Source organism: Acinetobacter sp. 826659, assembly GCF_000588515.1.
Lineage (GTDB): Bacteria > Pseudomonadota > Gammaproteobacteria > Pseudomonadales > Moraxellaceae > Acinetobacter > Acinetobacter pittii.
Window position 1 is genome coordinate 458,225 of the sequence record NZ_JFYD01000001.1, and the last position, 17,389, is coordinate 475,613.

A 17,389-nucleotide genomic window follows, 5' to 3' on the forward strand; every position below is an offset into this window, starting at 1 on the left:
CCCATGAAGTCATTTAAAATGTAAGGAAGCTGTGGAGAACCACTCTATAGCTTCCTTAAAAATCTAATTTTTGAAATTAAAACCACAAGCGCATAAGCCCAAGAACCAATACCACTAAAAAGATGCTTTCGCCGATCATTAAAAGAATCGGTTTAATGCCGACAGATGCTAATTCTTTTAACTGAGTTTTCATTCCTAAAGCACTAATTGCGATAACTAAAAACCAGCGTGATAAATCATTAATTCCATTTTGAACCATTGTTGGCACCCATCCTGTACTGTTAATACAAGCGAGTAGTAGAAAGCCAATGGCAAACCAAGGCAGCAATGGTGGCCGCTCTCCTGTTGAATCTGCTCCTTGCATACGGGTAATCATGGCTGCACAAACGATTACTGGAAGCAGCATTGCCACACGCATGAGCTTAACTACAGTCGCCGTATCGCCTGTTTGAGTAGACATGCTATAACCAGCGCCGACCACTTGCGCCACATCGTGAATCGTAGCACCAAGAAACACACCAGCCGCTTGTGGCGATAACTCTAGCCACTTCGCGATCATCGGATAGACGATCATTGCAAAGGTTGAAAGTGCCGACACGCCAATCACGGTAAACAAAGTCGCCTTTTCTTTTTGCGGATGATTTGGAAAAGCAGCGGATAGCGCCAGTGCGGCTGAGGCACCGCAGATTGCCGTTGATCCACCAGTGAGCATGCCAAATAGTTTTTGGAAGCCTAAAATTTTAGCGGCAATAACAGAAACTGTAATTGTGACAACAACCAAAGTGACAACTAACGCAACTGGTTGCCAACCTAGTGCGGTAATTTGTCCTAAAGTTATACGCATACCGAGTAACGCGATGCCCATCCGCAGCACACTACGTGCGGTAAACTCGATACCTGCCTTACATTTACTTTCAGCCGCTAAAAAATTCACGCTCATGCCGAGCAGTAGTGCAAATAGCATAACTGGCGCGCCATAGTGCTCTGATAAAAAACAGGCAGCCGCTGCAACGACCGAACTGACCACAAAACCTGGTGCTAATTCTCTTGTACGCTGGGAAAAATTTTTCAAAACTAAACTACTCATGATTTTCCCCACAACCGATCACAATAAATACCTTGTCCTCGATCACTTCTACGGGATAGGTTGCAACTTTGAGCTGAGCAGAATTAACCAAACAGCCATTTGTTAAATCAAAGCGTAGACCATGGGCACAACACTGAATCACTCGTCCTTCTAGACGTCCACTAAATAGCGATGCGCCCTGATGAGGACAACTGTCATCGATTGCATAAAATTGAGTCGCAACGTTAAATAGTGCGAGAGTTTTATCTCCAATTTTAAAAAAAGCCCGCTCACCTGAATTTGGAATTTTTTCAAAAGGCACTTGAAATCGGTTGGTCATATCAACTCTCCTTGTGCCAGCATTGCCTCTTGCATCGCTTGATAAAGTGCATCTGCTGATTGCGCGCCCACCAAGGCAGAAGCCCGATCAAAAATAAAGTAAGGCACGCCATTACCTCCTGTACTTGCAGAGATAAAATCTTGATGATCTTGAATAAGCAAATCTTTGATCAGTTCACGCGGGAAACCACAGCGTTTGGCGATTTTGTATAAAGTAGTGGTATTTCCGATGTCTAACCCATCATAAAAATATGCAGCAAAGAGTTGTTCTAACAACGCATTGCACTGCTCAGGATTTCCTATCTTTAAAGCTTTATCAAATAAGCGATGAGCTTTGGCCGTATTTGGCATTCGTTTAATTTGCTCAAAATCGATCTTGAGCCCAACTTTATTTGCAGCTTTATTGACCTGTTCTTGTCTCATACGAACTGCTGTCAAGCTACCTAACCGTTTCAAATAAAACGTTTGAAAAGGTACACCTTCAACAGCTAAGTCAGGTATAAGCTGAACACCTCGCCAGTGCACGATAACTTTGACTTTGGGGTGAAGCTGATAAAATCTATTTATAGCGATCAGTAACTGACGTTTTCCGATCAAACACCAAGGACAAATAAAGTCAAAAAATACATCAATGTGTAATTGCCGAATCATCATTTGTTATTCATCCCGCATTTTTGTATTTGGTTACCTGAATGATTTTTAAGCTCAGTTATTACTTGCTGCTCAAAGCGTGAGATATCTTTGTGATAATGGCGTTTGGCATAAAAAAATATGGCTGCGGCTGCAATACTGACCAACGGCATGAGTTGAAATGCGCTATGTAAACCAATCACATCAGATACTTTGCCAACGACTAAAGGACCAAGCGCTAAACCAAGAAAATTGTTAGCTAAAGTGAGTGTTGCAAATGCAGAGCCATGAACTGAGTTATGTGTGAGATTGGCCACCATGGCACTAGATGGCCCATTGGTTCCTAGTGCAATAAACATTCCGAGACAAATGAGAAGTAACTGATTACGTCCCGCAGGCACAGCAAAAGCAATTAATAAAAGAACGCAACCGAGCAAGCAGTATGTAATCGCTAAACTGACCTTACGATCTGGACAGTTACGGCCCAAATAATCACACAACATGCCGCATAGAATTGTGCCTACTGCACTACATAGCAGAATGACCGCTGCCATCACACCTGCCTTGTCGGTACTCATGCCGTAATAGCGATTGAGATAACTCGGCATCCAGACAATCACTGTGCCACCAACAAATAATTGCAGACCACTACCAATGTAAGTGGCAATGACTGAACGACTTGAATATAAAGTTTTTAAAGGGCTTTTAATGTGCTGGGTTTTACTACGAATTTTATTTTGAGGTGTTGCGTTTATTCTGTTTTCTTTCACTAAAATTGGATATAGAAAAGCCAAAATGAGACCAAATAAAGCAATTCCTCCAAATGCCCAACGCCAACCGAAATGCTGTGCGAGTAGACCACCTAAAGCCACACCCAAAAACGAACCAAATACACCACCCGCCATAAAAGCACTGGCGAGTGTTGCACGCATTTCTCGTGGAAAAACAGCCACAACCACTGCGATACCAACGCTGCCATAAGCAGCCTCACCCACACCAACCATAAAACGAGCAATAAACATCTGCTCATAATTTTCAGCAAGCGCACATCCTAAAGTCGCCAAACTCCATAAAGCCGCCATAATGGCCAAGCTTTTAACCCGTCCAAAACGGTCTGCCAATAAGGATAACGGCAGAGTCAATAAACCCACCATTAACGCCACAATACCACTGAGCAAACCTAACTGGCTATCGCTGAGCAACCACTCATTTTTAAGTAAAGGAAAAACTGCGTTTAAGACTTGTCGAGACATGTAATCTGAAATGAGCAGACCAAATGTCAAAGCAAAAACAAGCCATGCATAACGACGAGGTATACTGATTGACGTATCAACATCGCTCATCTGATCTGAATACTGATGTGCATTCATACGACCTCCTTGTATTTTTTATAATTTCTATTTAGCTAGTGCAGCAAGGCACTTTTAAAATCAAAGCGAATAAGCTGCACTACAATTGAGGTCTAAATTCCGTTAGACCTTGTCACATTATTTACGCTGCGGCACGCCCTTTTGCCCTGCTTTACGGTTGGGTGCCATACCATTCGCGATTAGGGTTTCTTCAATACTGTTGTATTGCACCCCAATACGATAAATTTCACGGGCTTCTTTTCCTGAGGCAATTTCACGGCCTAGTTCATGAGCAATTCGAACGGTTTGCTTAATTTGCTCTACAGATGAAAAACGGCGTCCGTGATGATCAATGATCGTGTCTTCGTTGCCCACACGGGCATGTAAACCCATTGCCATCGACATGGTATTAAAAGGCAAAACATTTTTGAGTAGAGACTCAGATGTCAAAGTACATCCATCGGGTACGCGATGAATAAAATTAAAGAAATTAAATGGGTTTGGACCATCAAAACCACCGCCGATTCCAATCCAAGTTAAGTTTAACGGCCCCATGTACAATCCTTTACGCACCATACGTTCTAACGTCTCAAGACCATGCATACCCGTTAACTGAAAGTGCGGTTGAATATTGTTTTTACATAAGCGCTTGATGTGTTCAGTGACCCATGCAGGCCCTGCTGGCACAGTCATCTCTGCATATGCAGCCTGAGTCGCTGGATGCGCCAGTGAAGTCCCTTCTAAATATTCAGGATAGAGCAATTCCATAATATTCATTTGTGTGGTGTTAATTGCCACTGTAACCTGATCGGGCTTTGGTGTAAGTTCAGCCAACATATGTCGGGTGTCATCACTTAACCATAATGCAGCTTCACCTTCACTTTCTGGTGCAAAAGAAATCGAACCGCCTACCTGAATAATCATGTCAGGCACAGCTTCACGAACACCTGCGATAAGCTCATTAAATTTTGACAAGCGTTTAGAACCTTTGCCATCAAGCTCACGAACATGTAAATGCAGCACCGTAGCGCCCGCTTCATAGCACTCAACCGCTTTTTGTATTTGCTCATCCATGGTCACTGGAATATCTTCGGGAAAGTCTTCTGGCATCCATTCGGGTCCATACGGCGCAACCGTGATCACCACTTTTTCCATATTTTCTGGGTGCAATGAGTCGTCAAAGAATTGCATGTGCATCTCCTCATATATTTTTTAGAATTTTCAATTAGATAAAATTATTAACCTATAGACTTAATAGGTTGCGTCACCAATAATGCCGGCCCGTTCCATTTTTCGGTGGCAAGGTGGGTAATCCATGACTGCATAATGTTGTGTGCTGCGGTTATCCCAGATGGCAATGCTGTTAGGCTTCCAACGCCAACGCACTTGAAACTCAGGAATATAGGCTTGAGAAATTAAGTAACGCAGTAGTTCAGCTGCGCCCGGATTGGCATCTTGTCCAAATCTAACGCGCTCTTTGGTGTGATAGTTACTAAAGTGGGTTGTGAACGCGTTGACGTATAAAATTTTCTCGCCCGTTTCAGGATGAGTACGTACCACTGGATGCTCAGCATCAGGGAACTTTGCTTTTAAGTCCAAGCGTTTTTCAAGTGGCATAGCCGCACCAAAACTCGCTTCTATGCTGTGGTAGGCACGTAAGTCTGCAATCTTAGCCTTAATATCGTCGGGTAAAGATGCATAGGCCATAACCATATTAGTCCACATGGTGTCACCACCTACAGGTGGGCATTCAACACAGTGCAGCACACATCCCATCGGTGGAACCTTGCGCCAGCTTGCATCGCTGTGCCAAGCATTTTCATAACGATCGACAGGACTTTCCGGATGTTTATAAATCTGCACCAAACCCGGATGATCAGGATGGCTGCCTACCGCAGGATGATCTTCTAATTGTCCAAATTTTTCTGCAAATGCCACATGATCCTGACGAGTTAAGTGCTGATCTCGCAAGAACAACACACGATGTTTAAGTAGTTGTGTGCGAATTTCAGTAAATAATCCATCATCATAAATCGCATCAGCGAGTTTGACGCCACTGAGCTCCGCACCAATATTGCAAGTTAACTGTTCAATTTGCATAAGAAATCCTTTCAAATTACAAAGATTGATGAACCTATTGTTTTACGTGCTTCCAAATCACGATGAGCTTGCACGGCATCCTTTAACTCATAGCGCTGATTAATTTCAATTTTAATTCGTCCATGCCGAACATGATCAAATAATTCATTTGCCAGTTCTTTCTTCTCGGCAGGATCTGCAATGTAATCTGCCAAAGCTGGACGTGTGACAAACAATGATCCTTTCACGGCGAGTAATACCGGATCAAAAGCAGGGATTGGACCAGACGCTGTTCCTACACAAACCAACAAACCACGGCATTTAAGCGAGTCTAATGAACTCATAAAAGTGGCTTGGCCAACACTATCGAAAACGACATTTACACCCACGCCGCCTGTTAACTCACGTACACGCTCAGCAACATTTTCATGGCTGTAGTTAATGACATGATCACAACCATGAGCTCGCGCTACGGCAGCTTTTTCTTCTGAAGATGTGGTACCAATAACAGTCAAGCCAAGTAATTTAGCCCATTGAGAAACGATCAGCCCAACACCACCTGCGGCTGCATGTAATAAAATTGAATCGCCCGCTTTAAAGTCATAAATACGGCGCATTAAATAAGCAGCGGTCAACCCTCGCATGGTCATGGCTGCCGCTGTTTCACAAGAAATTTCTTCGGGTAATTTAATTAAAGCATTTGCTGGAATTAGACGGTGGGTACTATATGCACCTAAGGTATTTAAAAAACCTGTATAAGTAACTCGATCACCTACTTTAAGCTGAGTCACTCCTTCGCCTAAAGCTTCAACGACACCTGAAGCTTCGACGCCCATGCCATTAGGCATTGGAATTTGATAGGTTCCATTACGAAAATATGTATCGGCATAATTTAAACCGACTGCCACATGACGTAGGCGTACTTCCCCTGCTTTTGGATCTCCTACTTCTACATCTTCATAGCGCAATACTTCTGGCGTTCCTGTTCCATAGAAACGTATAGCTTTCGTCAACGTCATGTCCTATTCCATATTTTGGTTTTTTATTGAGTGCCTATAAAAGCAATAACCAAAATTACAACAGTTAGGATATGGGCCACTTTACATTTGACGACACAAGCTTAACGTTTAATGACAAAGGATATTCCAAATATTGCTAAAGAATACTCCCAATAGTTACAGCAGATGTATTTAAATTGGTGCTATGAGAATTCTTATTTTCATTCAAGCTAAAACTCACTGCTTCTTTTGCATGAATGGCTGTAGTATCAAATAAAGGAACCGAAAATTTAAGCTCACCAATTAACATACAAATTTCGGTACAACCTAAGATAATTCCTTGGGCACCTTCAGCAATAAGCCTCTCTAAAATAGCAATATACTTTTGCTGAGAATCTGGGTTGATCACACCTAAACAAAGTTCTTCATAAATAATGCGATGAACTGTCTTTCGGTCGGCTTCATTTGGAATAACAACATCAATTCCATAATCCCACAATCGGGATTTATAGAAATCTTGCTCCATTGTAAAAGCTGTTCCTAACAGTGCAACTTTACCAATGTTTTGACTCAAAATTTCTTTTGCCGTTGCATCAGCAATGTGTAAGAAAGGAACGGTAATTGAATCTTCAATCTGTGCAGCAACTTTATGCATGGTGTTAGTGCACACCAAAATACAATTTGCCCCTGCTTTTTCTAAATTTTGTGCTTGCTCAGCTAAATATGTGCCAGCCTCTTGCCATAAACCTTTCGCTTGCAAGGCTGCTATTTCTTCAAAATCAACACTATTAATAATGACCTTAGCTGAGTGCAATTTTCCTAATTTACGATGAACCATTTTATTGATTTGTTGATAATAAAGCGCTGTAGATTCCCAACTCATTCCGCCTAATAAGCCGATTGTTTTCATTATTGAATCCTTCTATTTATGCAAAACTTATCTATATCTCTTATGGGTAAAGCGCAGCTAGAATAAAATTGCTTTCTTTATTGAATTATTATTCATCTTATAAGCTATAATTTTTTAAACTATTTAATAAGAACTCTATGTTAGAAACAGAACGTTTAATTCTACGGCCATTTCTTGAAGAAAACTTATCCATTATGGTCGAGTTTTTGAAAGACAAAGATTTTATGGCCTTTTCACCTCAGGGTGCCTTATCGACTGAAGCAGCAACTGATCGATTTTTAGAAATTTTGGAGCATTATAAAAATTATAATTTTGGCAAAATGGCTATCGTTTTAAAAGATACCCATAAAATTATTGGTTATTGTGGTTTTGAAACTTGTGAGGTTGATGGCAAAGCAGAAGCTGAACTAGGTTTTAGACTTATTAAAACTGAGCGAAATAAAGGTTATATTGTTGAAGCTTCACTTAAGTTACTAGAAGACATGCAAAGTCGAAACTTTAAACATGTGATCGCTTTTTCAGAAAAAGATAATTTACCTGCCCACAACCTATTAAATAAACTTGGTTTTGAAAAAACAAATTCATCTAGTTACATGAATATGGATGTTATCTTTTTCAAAAAAGACCTGTCATTTCTTCGATAAAAATAACGTACTACCTTAAAAAACTTTAAGTGAATGAAGATCTATTGGTTTCAAGAAAACCACTATTAAACCCAAACCATAAAACATAAGAATTCACGCAAAATTCACGACCAGCTCTTTAATTTAATCTTATAAAGTTGGCTTGGATATCGACATGAAAATTATAACTACAGCCCTAGGGTTGATTACTTTGGTAGGTTTAACGGCGTGTAAAAGTGTGCCTAGCTACTCAGGTGACTATGGCAAAGCTGAACAAAAAATTACTGGTGTAGAATTAGATGACCAACAGGCGCTAGATGTCGGCAATCGTTTTGTCGCTGCATTTAATACGCTCGGCACCCCTTCTTTTGTAAATAATGCCAGCAATCTTTACGCTGATCAGCTCTATATCAACGATACACTCTCACAGTTCTCTCAAAAGAAAGATCTCATTAAGCATTTTGAAGGCATGAATGCCCGAGTGAGTAATGTCACTGTAAAACTCATTAGTGCAACTCATCACCAAGATACAGCCTATATCCATTGGTACATGTCCTATGACTTTAAAATGCTAGGTCGTTCAAAAACCATGGCTTCTTATGGAATTAGTCAAATTAAGATTAATGACCAACAAAAAATTATTTTCCAGCAAGATTATTGGGATCCAGCGAATGGCCTCTACCGTTCTTTACCAATATTTGGAGGAGTATATAAATGGGTATTACCGTTCAAAAAAGTCGAATCTTGATATTTCTGGGAATCTTTATCGTATCTCAAGCGAATGCGGCTGAACTAAAAAAATGCAGTTCAGCTCCTTTAATGGTGACGGGCAAGAAAGTGGGAAATGTCAGTTACTTTGCTGAAGATTGCCTAAAAAATTGGCAGAGCCAAAGCATCAAAATGGACTTTAGCTATAACCGCGATATTCCCGAGTGGGCATTTAAACGCGCAGCAATCCACTTTTTGAAGAAAAATGTTAGCGGCTTTGATGCGAAATCCCCGCTTAATCATATTAATGAACTATATAGGCCAATTAAGAGTGGAGATCTCTATAGTCTCTACTATCAACATGAAAATCAAAAACTAGAATTAAAATTAAACCAGAAGCTGCTCGGCTCTTTGAACAATCCGAATGCAAATCAATATTTTAAAATCTGGTTTGGTAGCGAACCGTTTAATGCTAAATTAAAACAACAACTATTAAATTAATGGCTTAATAAAATCTCATGGGTAATCACTTTATCCTCATGGTTGAGGACCATTTTGAACTTGCAGCAACAGTCTGCGAATTTCTTGAAGTGCATGGTTATGTTGTCGATCATGCACGTAATTTAGATGCTGCACGGACTTTTCTCAAATCTCAGCATTATCATCTTTTGTTGCTAGATATAAATTTGCCCGATGGCTCGGGTTATGACCTATGCAACTGGCTACGCACCGAACAAGGCGTTGATATTCCTGTTCTTATGCTCACAGCAAGAGATACTTTAGATGACAAACTTAAAGGTTTTACCGCTGGAACAGATGATTATTTGGTAAAACCTTTTGATTTTAATGAACTAGTGATGCGGATTCGTGCATTAATAAAAAGAGCAGCTGGCGAAGTCACTCACCATAAAATTCAAATTCACGATTTAATTCTTGATAGCGCAACTCAAACCGTGGTTCGTGCCGGAAATAATATCGAGTTACCCCCTATTCAATTCAAACTATTAAAAATTTTGATGCGCCAGTCTCCAAAAGTGGTGACCAAGCAAGAACTGATGATGGAATTATGGGGTGATGAAGAGCCTGAAAGTGATGCGTTACGCAGTCACATTTATAACTTAAGAAAAATGGTTGATAAACCTTTTGACCCAAAGCTATTACATACAGTGGCAGGTGTCGGTTTAAAAATTGCTTTGGAAGATTCCGCGACTTAACTTAAATACACCACAACAATTAAGCCTGTGGTTGGCTCCAAATCGAGTTCAGGATGAGTGGTTAAATAATATTGTCGATCAAATAGCTCCACTCTCCATCCTAGTTGTTTGCAAAGCTTTTGTACCAATTGCAAACCAATTCCATGGCCTTTAGCCTTTAAGGAAAGTTGCGAATCGCTGAGCTCTTGCACCTTTACATCGTTAGGTAAAGAAATTCCAATTCCATTATCTGCAATAATCAGGCTGTTTTTTTGTTGAATAATGTCGATTTGTGAACCTTGAGAATAGTTCAGGGCATTACGTAAAATATTACCTAAAACCATTTGAGTCATAGAAGGATATAACCAACGTGGCTGCTCAGAAACGTCAGGTTGAATATTAATCTGTATCCCTTTACCCGCACTCACCGCTTCTAAACTTTCAACAAGATCCTTTACCGTTTTCGATAATAAATTTTTCTCAGACGGCAAGCTTTTTACCGTATTCCGAGCAATCGCAAGTAAGGTATCGACGAGCAACTGCATGTCTTCAATTGTGTTATGAAGACGGACTAAGGATTTATCCTCTCCATATTTCGCCTGACACAGTTGCACATTACCTTTCAAAATGGTGAGTGGAGTGCGTAACTCATGACTCACATCTCCAGTAAATTCTCTTTCGCGTCGAATAAAATCACTTAAAACCTGATGATATTTTTCTAAAGCTTGTTTGAGATATTCGGCTTCCATATTGCCATTGGTATTAATATCTCTAAAAGGAGATGCCTGAGTGTCTTGATGTGCCCAATCAATATTTTCTAAAGCATTTGCTAAACGGGTAATTGGGGAAAAATAGCGTCTTGCTCTTCGGTTTGACCACCACAAAAAGCTATATAGAACAGATAAGCTGAACATGAGTGGAGCAAGTCCAAATAACCAGATCAACTTATTAACATTACTTTCGCCAAATACCAACAGAACATGCTGACCATTACGCTCACCATAGACCGTCATTCGCTCTTTACCATCAACGAATACTCGGTGCACGCCACTTTCTAAATGCATGCCGCGAAAAGGTTGAGGCGCGACCTGTGTATTCCACCGATATCCATATAAATTTTTAGTATCTGGTAAGTCTGCATTTGGGTTACGTTCTATACGTAACCAGTAATGCTCCATTTCCTGTTCTAAAGCGGTTTTAAGTAAAGAGCCTTTAATTACCCAAGCACTACAAGCCAACCCGACCACGATCGATAATGCAATCAGACCAATTTGCAACCAGTAATATCGATTGAACATTTGGGCTAATGGATGACTCGCTTTGCCATCATGTCGAGTTTTTATCATATCTTTATCGCCGGGATAGGCTATAGAAATTACTATGATCGCTTTTTAAATAAAAAGTGACCAATGACCCATTCTTGACCTTGCTCAAAACCAAATAACTCAGCACAAGCCATGAAGAAAATACGCCAGCGTTGCCACCAAATATTGGCATCTTTTCCATAGATTTTTTTAAACAGGGGCTTTAGTTCGACTTCTTGGTTATCCATATTATCAAGCCAAGAATTTGCCGTTCTCATATAATGCTCACCCGACCACTGCCACTGTTGAGCCAACTCTAAATGCTCTTGAAAATGCAAAAAAGTGGAAGTCGACGGCATTAATCCGCCAGTAAAGAAATACTTGGACATCCAATCATAATCTGATTTCACTTCAAAAGGATAATGTAAAAAGCGATGGCAAAAAATATGACACCAGAGTGAACCATCTGCCTTTAACCAGCCCTGAATTTTTTCAAAAAGACGTTGGTAATTACGAACGTGTTCAAACATTTCAACCGATACGACACGATCAAACTTGTCTTGGTCTAATTCAAGTACATTCACATCACAGGTAAGCACTTCAACATTGGTTAAACCTCTCAACTCTGCCTGCCGAAGAATATGCTTTTTCTGAGTTGCAGAATTTGAAACAGCCGTAATCTGTGAGCGTGGATAGTTTTCTGCCATCCACAAAGTTAAAGAACCCCAACCACAGCCTAACTCTAAAATCTGTTGACCGTTTTTAAGTTGTGCTCTTTCACAATAAAGCTGAAGAGCCAACTCTTCTGCCTCATCTAAAGTTGTGGTTTTAGTCGGGAAATAGCAAGCACTATATTTGAGTCTTTTTCCAAGCACCGCCTGAAAAAACTCAGTCGGTAATTCATAGTGCTGCTCGTTTGCCTTATCCGTTTCAACCGCGATTTCGCTCTTCTTCAACATATTAAGCACATCCATGTAGCGCTGTGCTCCTTGTTCAGGGTCATAACGGCCTTCTTGGATTAAGCGCTTTTTACTTAAAGCACGAATTGCAGCTCGAATTGCATGATCTGGAATCACACCACTTTCAACAATTTTCAAAGACTGATGAACAATAAAATCCATATGCGCACCTATTTTTTGGGTTTTCGCGGAATAAACATTGATGTTTTTTGTTGATAATCAAGATAATTTTGACCGCGACTTTTAATTGCTTGTTTTTCACTAAATGGAATACCCGTGACGTAATATAAAAATAGCCACATCAGTAACGGATAAATCCACAATACATATTGGCCTGCTGCTAAACCAATAATTGGATAGGCAAACCAGTGTAACCATTCAAAAAAATAATTGGGGTGACGTGAATAACGCCATAAACCCTGATCCATCGTTTTGCCATGATGATCTGGATTTAATTTAAATCGGTATAATTGCTGATCAGCGAGTTGTTCCCCAATGAAAGCAATTGCCATGATGACAGCTGCAATTACTAAAGCGACTTTATATCCACTATTCCATTCAGTTGCCTCTACATTGAGTAGCGCCCACATCGGCAAAAAGAACAAAAGCACTAAAAGTGTTTGAAAGATAAAAAAGAATAAAAAGCCAATATGCTGAAACTTACCCATCGCTTTACGCATGCTCGCGTAACGTCCATCTTCTTTTTGTTCAGATTGATAACGTCTTAACAGGTGCCAAAATAATCTTAAAAACCATAAGCCGCTAAAAATACCGATAAAAAGACGCACTTCAACTGGGGCAACTGAAATGAGTAAAGAAGACACAATAATGTTTACTGCCAGACAGAAACTCCATGCAGCATCTACAATTCCAGCTCTGCCATTTAGAGTGGCAAGTAGCCAGCTCAGCAACATGATCATTAAATCTAGAATCAGTAAATTCCAAAACATGAGCAGTCTCCTTACTTGAGCTGTTTGATTTAGTAACTGGTACTTTCAAACAACAAGTGAACATTGCTTATCACGCCTTCTTTAAAACCACCTTCGCAATAACATAAATAAAAATCCCACATGCGAATGAAGTTTTCATCAAAACCTAGAGCCAATACTTGTTCCCGCGCTGCTAAAAACCGCGCTCGCCAGTGATGAAGTGTGTGCGCATAACTTAAACCAATATCATTTAAATGCTTTAACCTTAAACCACTCTCAGAGGCGGTTTGAGTTAATACACTCACACTAGGAATAAAGCTACCTGGGAAAATATAGCGCTTAATATAATCAACTGTATTTAATGCTTTTTTATATCGGAAATCTTCAATAGTAATGGCTTGAATAAATGCCAACCCTTTTGGTTTTAATAGTGCTTTACATTGATCAAAGTATGTCGATAAATATTGCGCACCAACTGCCTCAACCATTTCAATTGAAACCAGCTTATCGAACTTACCTTCGAGCAAACGGTAGTCTTTAAGTTGCACATCAATTCGATGTGCAAAGCCAGCTTCATTTACACGAGTAACGGCTTCATCATATTGAGCTTGTGAAATGGTAATGGTGGTTACTCTACAGCCATAATGTTGAGCTGCATAAATGGCAAAACCACCCCACCCACTTCCAATTTCAACTAAATGATCTAGTGGTTTTAAATCTAACTTTTTACAAATGATCTCTTTTTTTAAATCAGATGCTTCTTCGAGAGTCATGTTTTCATTTTCAAAAACGGCGCTCGAATACATTAAAGACGGATCTAAAAATAATTTAAAAAAGTCGTTGCTTAAGTCGTAGTGCTCGGCAATATTTTTACGGCTACCACTTATAGAGTTCTTTCGATTTTGATACCACGCTTTAAGAAAAAACTGGCTCGCTTGAGCAATAACATTCTGGTTGATTTGGTCCAATACAGCTCGATTACGTGCCAAGATCTGAATTAACTCGACAAGGTGCTCGCTGCTCCAGTCACCACGGATGTAGCCTTCTGCTGCTCCCAAAACACCATTTTTTAAAATGAGATCCATCAATAAAGGATTGTGAACTTCAATCACAGCATGTAAGTCTGAAACTTCACCGACCGTCCCATTCCACGCGCCCTGAAAAGTGATCTGTCCATGACGTAGTTTGAGAAGACTCTTGAGCAGTAACGGTAGTGAGTCATCTTCACCATAAAGAAATGTTTTTATCATGTCTTATCTACCTTGATCTTTTTAGGATGACGATAAAATGGAACTTTTTTTCGCCACAACTTAAATGCCTCTAAATATATTGAAAACAACATTTTAAAAGGCGCTAGGCTGTTTATAAGAGCATATCGATATTGCTGTGAAGGAAATGTGATGGGCACAAGCTCAAAGCGCATAGTGGCATCAAAGACTTGTTTTTGCTCTTCAAAAAGCTGCATGTGAATGACATTCTGCTGATCTGAAAAACTAAATCGCCAACGGTAAGTTAACTGCATGGGCATGAACGGCGAAACATGAAATGATTTTTCAAAGTTAAAATCAAAACTCTGATAATCACCCACCTGACTTTGTTGTTTTATACAGTCATGTATATAGAGTTTTCGTTCATTCCATGGAGTGTTGGTAATTTCACTAAGAATAAAGAGCGGTTTTCCGGCTTTATTTAAAACAAAATAAAATACGACCGAATTAAAACGAAAACCTAAACAACGAGGCAAAGCCAAGACTCGAATTTGCCAGTCTGGCCGAAGATGTAAGTGATTATTTTGCAGTATCGCTTTCTCTACTCTATCCCTTATAGAACCGCTATACATATTTAAAAAATCATTTTTAGATAGCTTTAATACATTCCAATGATCCGTCGACCAGAGTGAACAATCTTTTGTAATATCAACTAATTGATCTGGATCGAACCATAAATAATTTAAGGTCGATTTAAACTCATGCGGTTTAGGGCTATAACGCCGATGACGAATAAGCGCAGGAGCGATAGCAAGTTTATTTAATAACATTTGAAAGCTCCTTATTTATTCTTATAACGCTAAGAGTTGCTCAACAACACGTGCTGCACTGCGGGCGCCATCTTCATGGAAGCCCCAGCCCCAATATGCTCCACAAAATGAAGTACGATTTTGCCCACTAATTTCGTGCCAACGAGATTGAGCTTGAATCGCTTTTGCATCAAATACGGGATGCCGGTATTGCCGCTCAACCAAGATGTCTTCGGCTTTGATTTTCATATTCGGATTTAAAGTAGAAAAAATTTGTGTAGCGCAGGATAAATTCTGCAAATTATTCATCCAGTAGGTAAAACCATAATGTATGTCGGACTCATCGTTTTGAACTTGAGATTTTGGTGTTACATGTACATGCCAGCTTGCCCATTGCAAACGGCTTTTAGGCATAATTGAAAGATCACGATGGACGACCATTCGATTATCTTGATAACCAAATTGGCTTAATATTTCTTGTTCAAGCTCCGACGCATCTTTAATTAAACTTAGGCTATCGTCAGCATGGCTCGCAAAAATCACCCAGTCATATTGGGCTTGCCCTTCAACGGTTTCGATCCAAACTGTTTCTGGTGAACGACTCACACCTTTTACTTCTGCAAATTTCCACTCAATGGATTGGCAATTCTTTTGAATAGCACGAATATAGCTTGCTGAACCGTGTTTAACCGTTTGCCATTGCGGCCGCTCTTTTAACTGCAACATGCGGTGATGCTGAAAAAAGCTCACCACAAATCGATATGGAATTTGGCCTACCTGCTCAACGGGTGCCGACCATAAGGCACCGCACATCGGATAAAGATGCTCATAACGAAACTCATGACTATATTTGTGAAGGTCCAAATACTCTTCAATCGATAAATTAGGATCAATATCCGCCACAGCTATATCTTTATTGTCATCATAAAAACGTAACAAATCTGAGAGCATTTGCAGGAATTTACGGTTTAAAAAGTTCTGCGGACGGGCAAAGAGCGACCATTTTTTTGAAGGATTATATTGAAGTCCACTCACCAGATTATTCACCGAGAAGCTCATATCGCTGCTTTGAGTTTCTACACCTAATTTTTTAAGCATGTCGGTAAATAACGGATAGTTGTAATCATTAAACACAATAAAACCACTATCTACCGCGACTTTAGCAGCTTCTATCTCTAGCTCATGAGTGTCAGTATGACCACCAAAATAGTTATTTTTTTCATACACAGTGACTTGATGTTGTTTTGACAATCTCCAAGCCGCGTAAAGTCCAGATATACCCGAACCAATAATGGCAATTTTCATAACACTTCACCATTTTCAATTTTCTCTATCGATAAATTTTTAATCTTTTTATATTGATAAACCTTGTCTGGTACTGGCTTTAGTCCCCACACCAAACCCAATAAAGACATCAGTTTGAGCACATAAAAGGTGATATCAATCTGCCACCAATAAAAACCTTGCCGCACACTGCCTGCGTAAAAGTGATGGTTGTTGTGCCATCCTTCACCCAAGGTAATTAAAGAAAGTAGAAAATTATTACGGCTATCATCTGGGGTATTAAACTCACGTGAGCCATAACGATGAGCGAGTGAATTAATACACAAGGTTGCATGTGTTAATAGAACAGTGGAAATCACAAATCCCCACACTAAAAGTTGTAAGCCATTGGTACCCAACTCAGGGAAATGTTGTGCAAGCCACGAACCTAAACCATAAATTGCTAAGGCCGTCAAAATCACAATAGGCAAACTAAATCGGTCTAGCCAAATCAGCTCTGGATATTTCAACCAGTCTTTAATGACTTTTTTTCGAGTAGCAAAATTTTGCTCATTTAAAAACCAGCCTACATGCGAATACCAAAAGCCTGCTTTTGCTGAATGCGGGTCCTGATCGGTGTCGGTAAAGTGATGGTGATAACGGTGATGGGCTGCCCACCATAAAGGTCCGCGCTGCGCACTCATGGTTCCGATCAGTACAAAAATGAATTGAACAATACGTGATGTCTGAAAAGTTTTATGCGAAAGATAGCGGTGAAAAAAAGCAGTAATTGCAAACATGCGAAGAAAATAAAAACCCAGCATGAAAACAACCGCGAACCAAGATACGCCCACCCAAAACGCTGCTAAACAAGCGATATGTAATAAAATAAAAGGAATAATTCTTAACCATTGAATGTTCTTTTCAATGACATATTCGCTAGAAGCACCCACTTGCGCATTTTCTGAATCTGACCAGCTATCGATCCAGCGCAGAAAAAATTTAGACATTGATTCTTCCTG

19 protein-coding genes are annotated in these 17,389 nt (G+C 39.9%); 4 read left to right on the forward strand and 15 right to left on the reverse strand.

Features of this window, described 5'->3' with window-relative positions; genetic code table 11:
* Positions 1-76: 76 nt before the first annotated feature.
* The 8 genes from J663_RS02170 to J663_RS02205 form a co-directional block, all read right to left on the reverse strand.
* Positions 77-1,087: a YeiH family protein gene (locus tag J663_RS02170; protein ID WP_033847519.1), complete on the reverse strand. Its 1,011-nt coding sequence runs from the start codon at positions 1,085-1,087 to the stop codon at positions 77-79.
* A complete protein-coding gene (locus J663_RS02175) occupies positions 1,080-1,388 on the reverse strand; it encodes a Rieske (2Fe-2S) protein (RefSeq protein WP_081404607.1) in 309 nt (102 codons plus the stop codon). The genes J663_RS02170 and J663_RS02175 overlap by 8 nt, the downstream gene beginning before the upstream one ends.
* A gap of 14 nt (positions 1,389-1,402) precedes the next feature.
* On the reverse strand, positions 1,403-2,059 hold the full coding sequence (locus J663_RS02180) for a DsbA family oxidoreductase (RefSeq protein ID WP_033847523.1): 657 nt from the start codon (positions 2,057-2,059) through the stop codon (positions 1,403-1,405).
* The gene (locus J663_RS02185; RefSeq protein ID WP_033847525.1) at positions 2,056-3,405 is read right to left on the reverse strand and encodes an MFS transporter; all 1,350 of its coding nucleotides are present in this window, start codon (positions 3,403-3,405) and stop codon (positions 2,056-2,058) included. The genes J663_RS02180 and J663_RS02185 overlap by 4 nt, the downstream gene beginning before the upstream one ends.
* Positions 3,406-3,522: 117 nt before the next feature.
* Complete coding sequence (locus J663_RS02190) at positions 3,523-4,575, reverse strand: 3-keto-5-aminohexanoate cleavage protein (protein WP_014207164.1); 1,053 nt, start codon at positions 4,573-4,575, stop codon at positions 3,523-3,525.
* Positions 4,576-4,635: 60 nt separating this feature from the next.
* A complete protein-coding gene (locus J663_RS02195) occupies positions 4,636-5,484 on the reverse strand; it encodes a TauD/TfdA dioxygenase family protein (RefSeq protein ID WP_033847526.1) in 849 nt (282 codons plus the stop codon).
* Positions 5,485-5,495: 11 nt separating this feature from the next.
* A complete protein-coding gene (locus J663_RS02200; RefSeq protein WP_033847527.1) occupies positions 5,496-6,482 on the reverse strand; it encodes a quinone oxidoreductase family protein in 987 nt (328 codons plus the stop codon).
* 136 nt (positions 6,483-6,618) lie between these two features.
* A complete protein-coding gene (locus J663_RS02205; protein WP_033847529.1) occupies positions 6,619-7,371 on the reverse strand; it encodes an aspartate/glutamate racemase family protein in 753 nt (250 codons plus the stop codon).
* A gap of 137 nt (positions 7,372-7,508) precedes the next feature.
* Here J663_RS02205 and J663_RS02210 point away from each other — a divergent pair, with 137 nt between their 5' ends.
* The 4 genes from J663_RS02210 to J663_RS02225 all read left to right on the forward strand — a co-directional run bounded on the left by J663_RS02210 (position 7,509) and on the right by J663_RS02225 (position 9,916).
* The gene (locus J663_RS02210; protein WP_033847530.1) at positions 7,509-8,015 is read left to right on the forward strand and encodes a GNAT family N-acetyltransferase; all 507 of its coding nucleotides are present in this window, start codon (positions 7,509-7,511) and stop codon (positions 8,013-8,015) included.
* Positions 8,016-8,169: 154 nt separating this feature from the next.
* Positions 8,170-8,742 (forward strand): nuclear transport factor 2 family protein, encoded by a 573-nt coding sequence (locus J663_RS02215; protein WP_033847533.1) that lies wholly within the window; start codon positions 8,170-8,172, stop codon positions 8,740-8,742.
* On the forward strand, positions 8,709-9,203 hold the full coding sequence (locus tag J663_RS02220) for a chalcone isomerase family protein (protein WP_033847534.1): 495 nt from the start codon (positions 8,709-8,711) through the stop codon (positions 9,201-9,203). Before J663_RS02215 ends, J663_RS02220 begins: the two co-directional genes overlap by 34 nt.
* Before the next feature lie 17 nt (positions 9,204-9,220).
* A complete protein-coding gene (locus J663_RS02225) occupies positions 9,221-9,916 on the forward strand; it encodes a response regulator transcription factor (RefSeq protein WP_000526530.1) in 696 nt (231 codons plus the stop codon).
* Here J663_RS02225 and J663_RS02230 read toward each other — a convergent pair.
* Genes J663_RS02230 through J663_RS02260 form a run of 7 tightly spaced genes read right to left on the reverse strand, consistent with a single transcriptional unit; the run spans position 9,913 to position 17,377 of the window.
* Entirely contained in the window at positions 9,913-11,241 is a 1,329-nt protein-coding gene (locus J663_RS02230; protein WP_033847535.1) for a sensor histidine kinase, read from the reverse strand. The two genes, J663_RS02225 and J663_RS02230, sit on opposite strands and share 4 nt — an antisense overlap.
* A 32-nt stretch (positions 11,242-11,273) precedes the next feature.
* Positions 11,274-12,320 (reverse strand): SAM-dependent methyltransferase, encoded by a 1,047-nt coding sequence (locus tag J663_RS02235; protein WP_033847536.1) that lies wholly within the window; start codon positions 12,318-12,320, stop codon positions 11,274-11,276.
* Between the two features lie 8 nt (positions 12,321-12,328).
* Positions 12,329-13,108 (reverse strand): DUF1295 domain-containing protein, encoded by a 780-nt coding sequence (locus tag J663_RS02240; RefSeq protein ID WP_033847538.1) that lies wholly within the window; start codon positions 13,106-13,108, stop codon positions 12,329-12,331.
* A 29-nt stretch (positions 13,109-13,137) separates the two neighbouring features.
* The gene (locus J663_RS02245; RefSeq protein WP_033847541.1) at positions 13,138-14,337 is read right to left on the reverse strand and encodes an SAM-dependent methyltransferase; all 1,200 of its coding nucleotides are present in this window, start codon (positions 14,335-14,337) and stop codon (positions 13,138-13,140) included.
* Entirely contained in the window at positions 14,334-15,125 is a 792-nt protein-coding gene (locus tag J663_RS02250; RefSeq protein WP_033847543.1) for a DUF1365 domain-containing protein, read from the reverse strand. The genes J663_RS02245 and J663_RS02250 overlap by 4 nt, the downstream gene beginning before the upstream one ends.
* Positions 15,126-15,146: 21 nt before the next feature.
* Entirely contained in the window at positions 15,147-16,409 is a 1,263-nt protein-coding gene (locus tag J663_RS19285) for an NAD(P)/FAD-dependent oxidoreductase (RefSeq protein ID WP_033847545.1), read from the reverse strand.
* Positions 16,406-17,377 carry an acyl-CoA desaturase gene (locus tag J663_RS02260; RefSeq protein WP_033847546.1) on the reverse strand — a complete coding sequence of 324 codons (972 nt, stop codon included), beginning with the start codon at positions 17,375-17,377 and terminating at the stop codon, positions 16,406-16,408. Before J663_RS02260 ends, J663_RS19285 begins: the two co-directional genes overlap by 4 nt.
* Positions 17,378-17,389 lie beyond the last annotated feature (12 nt).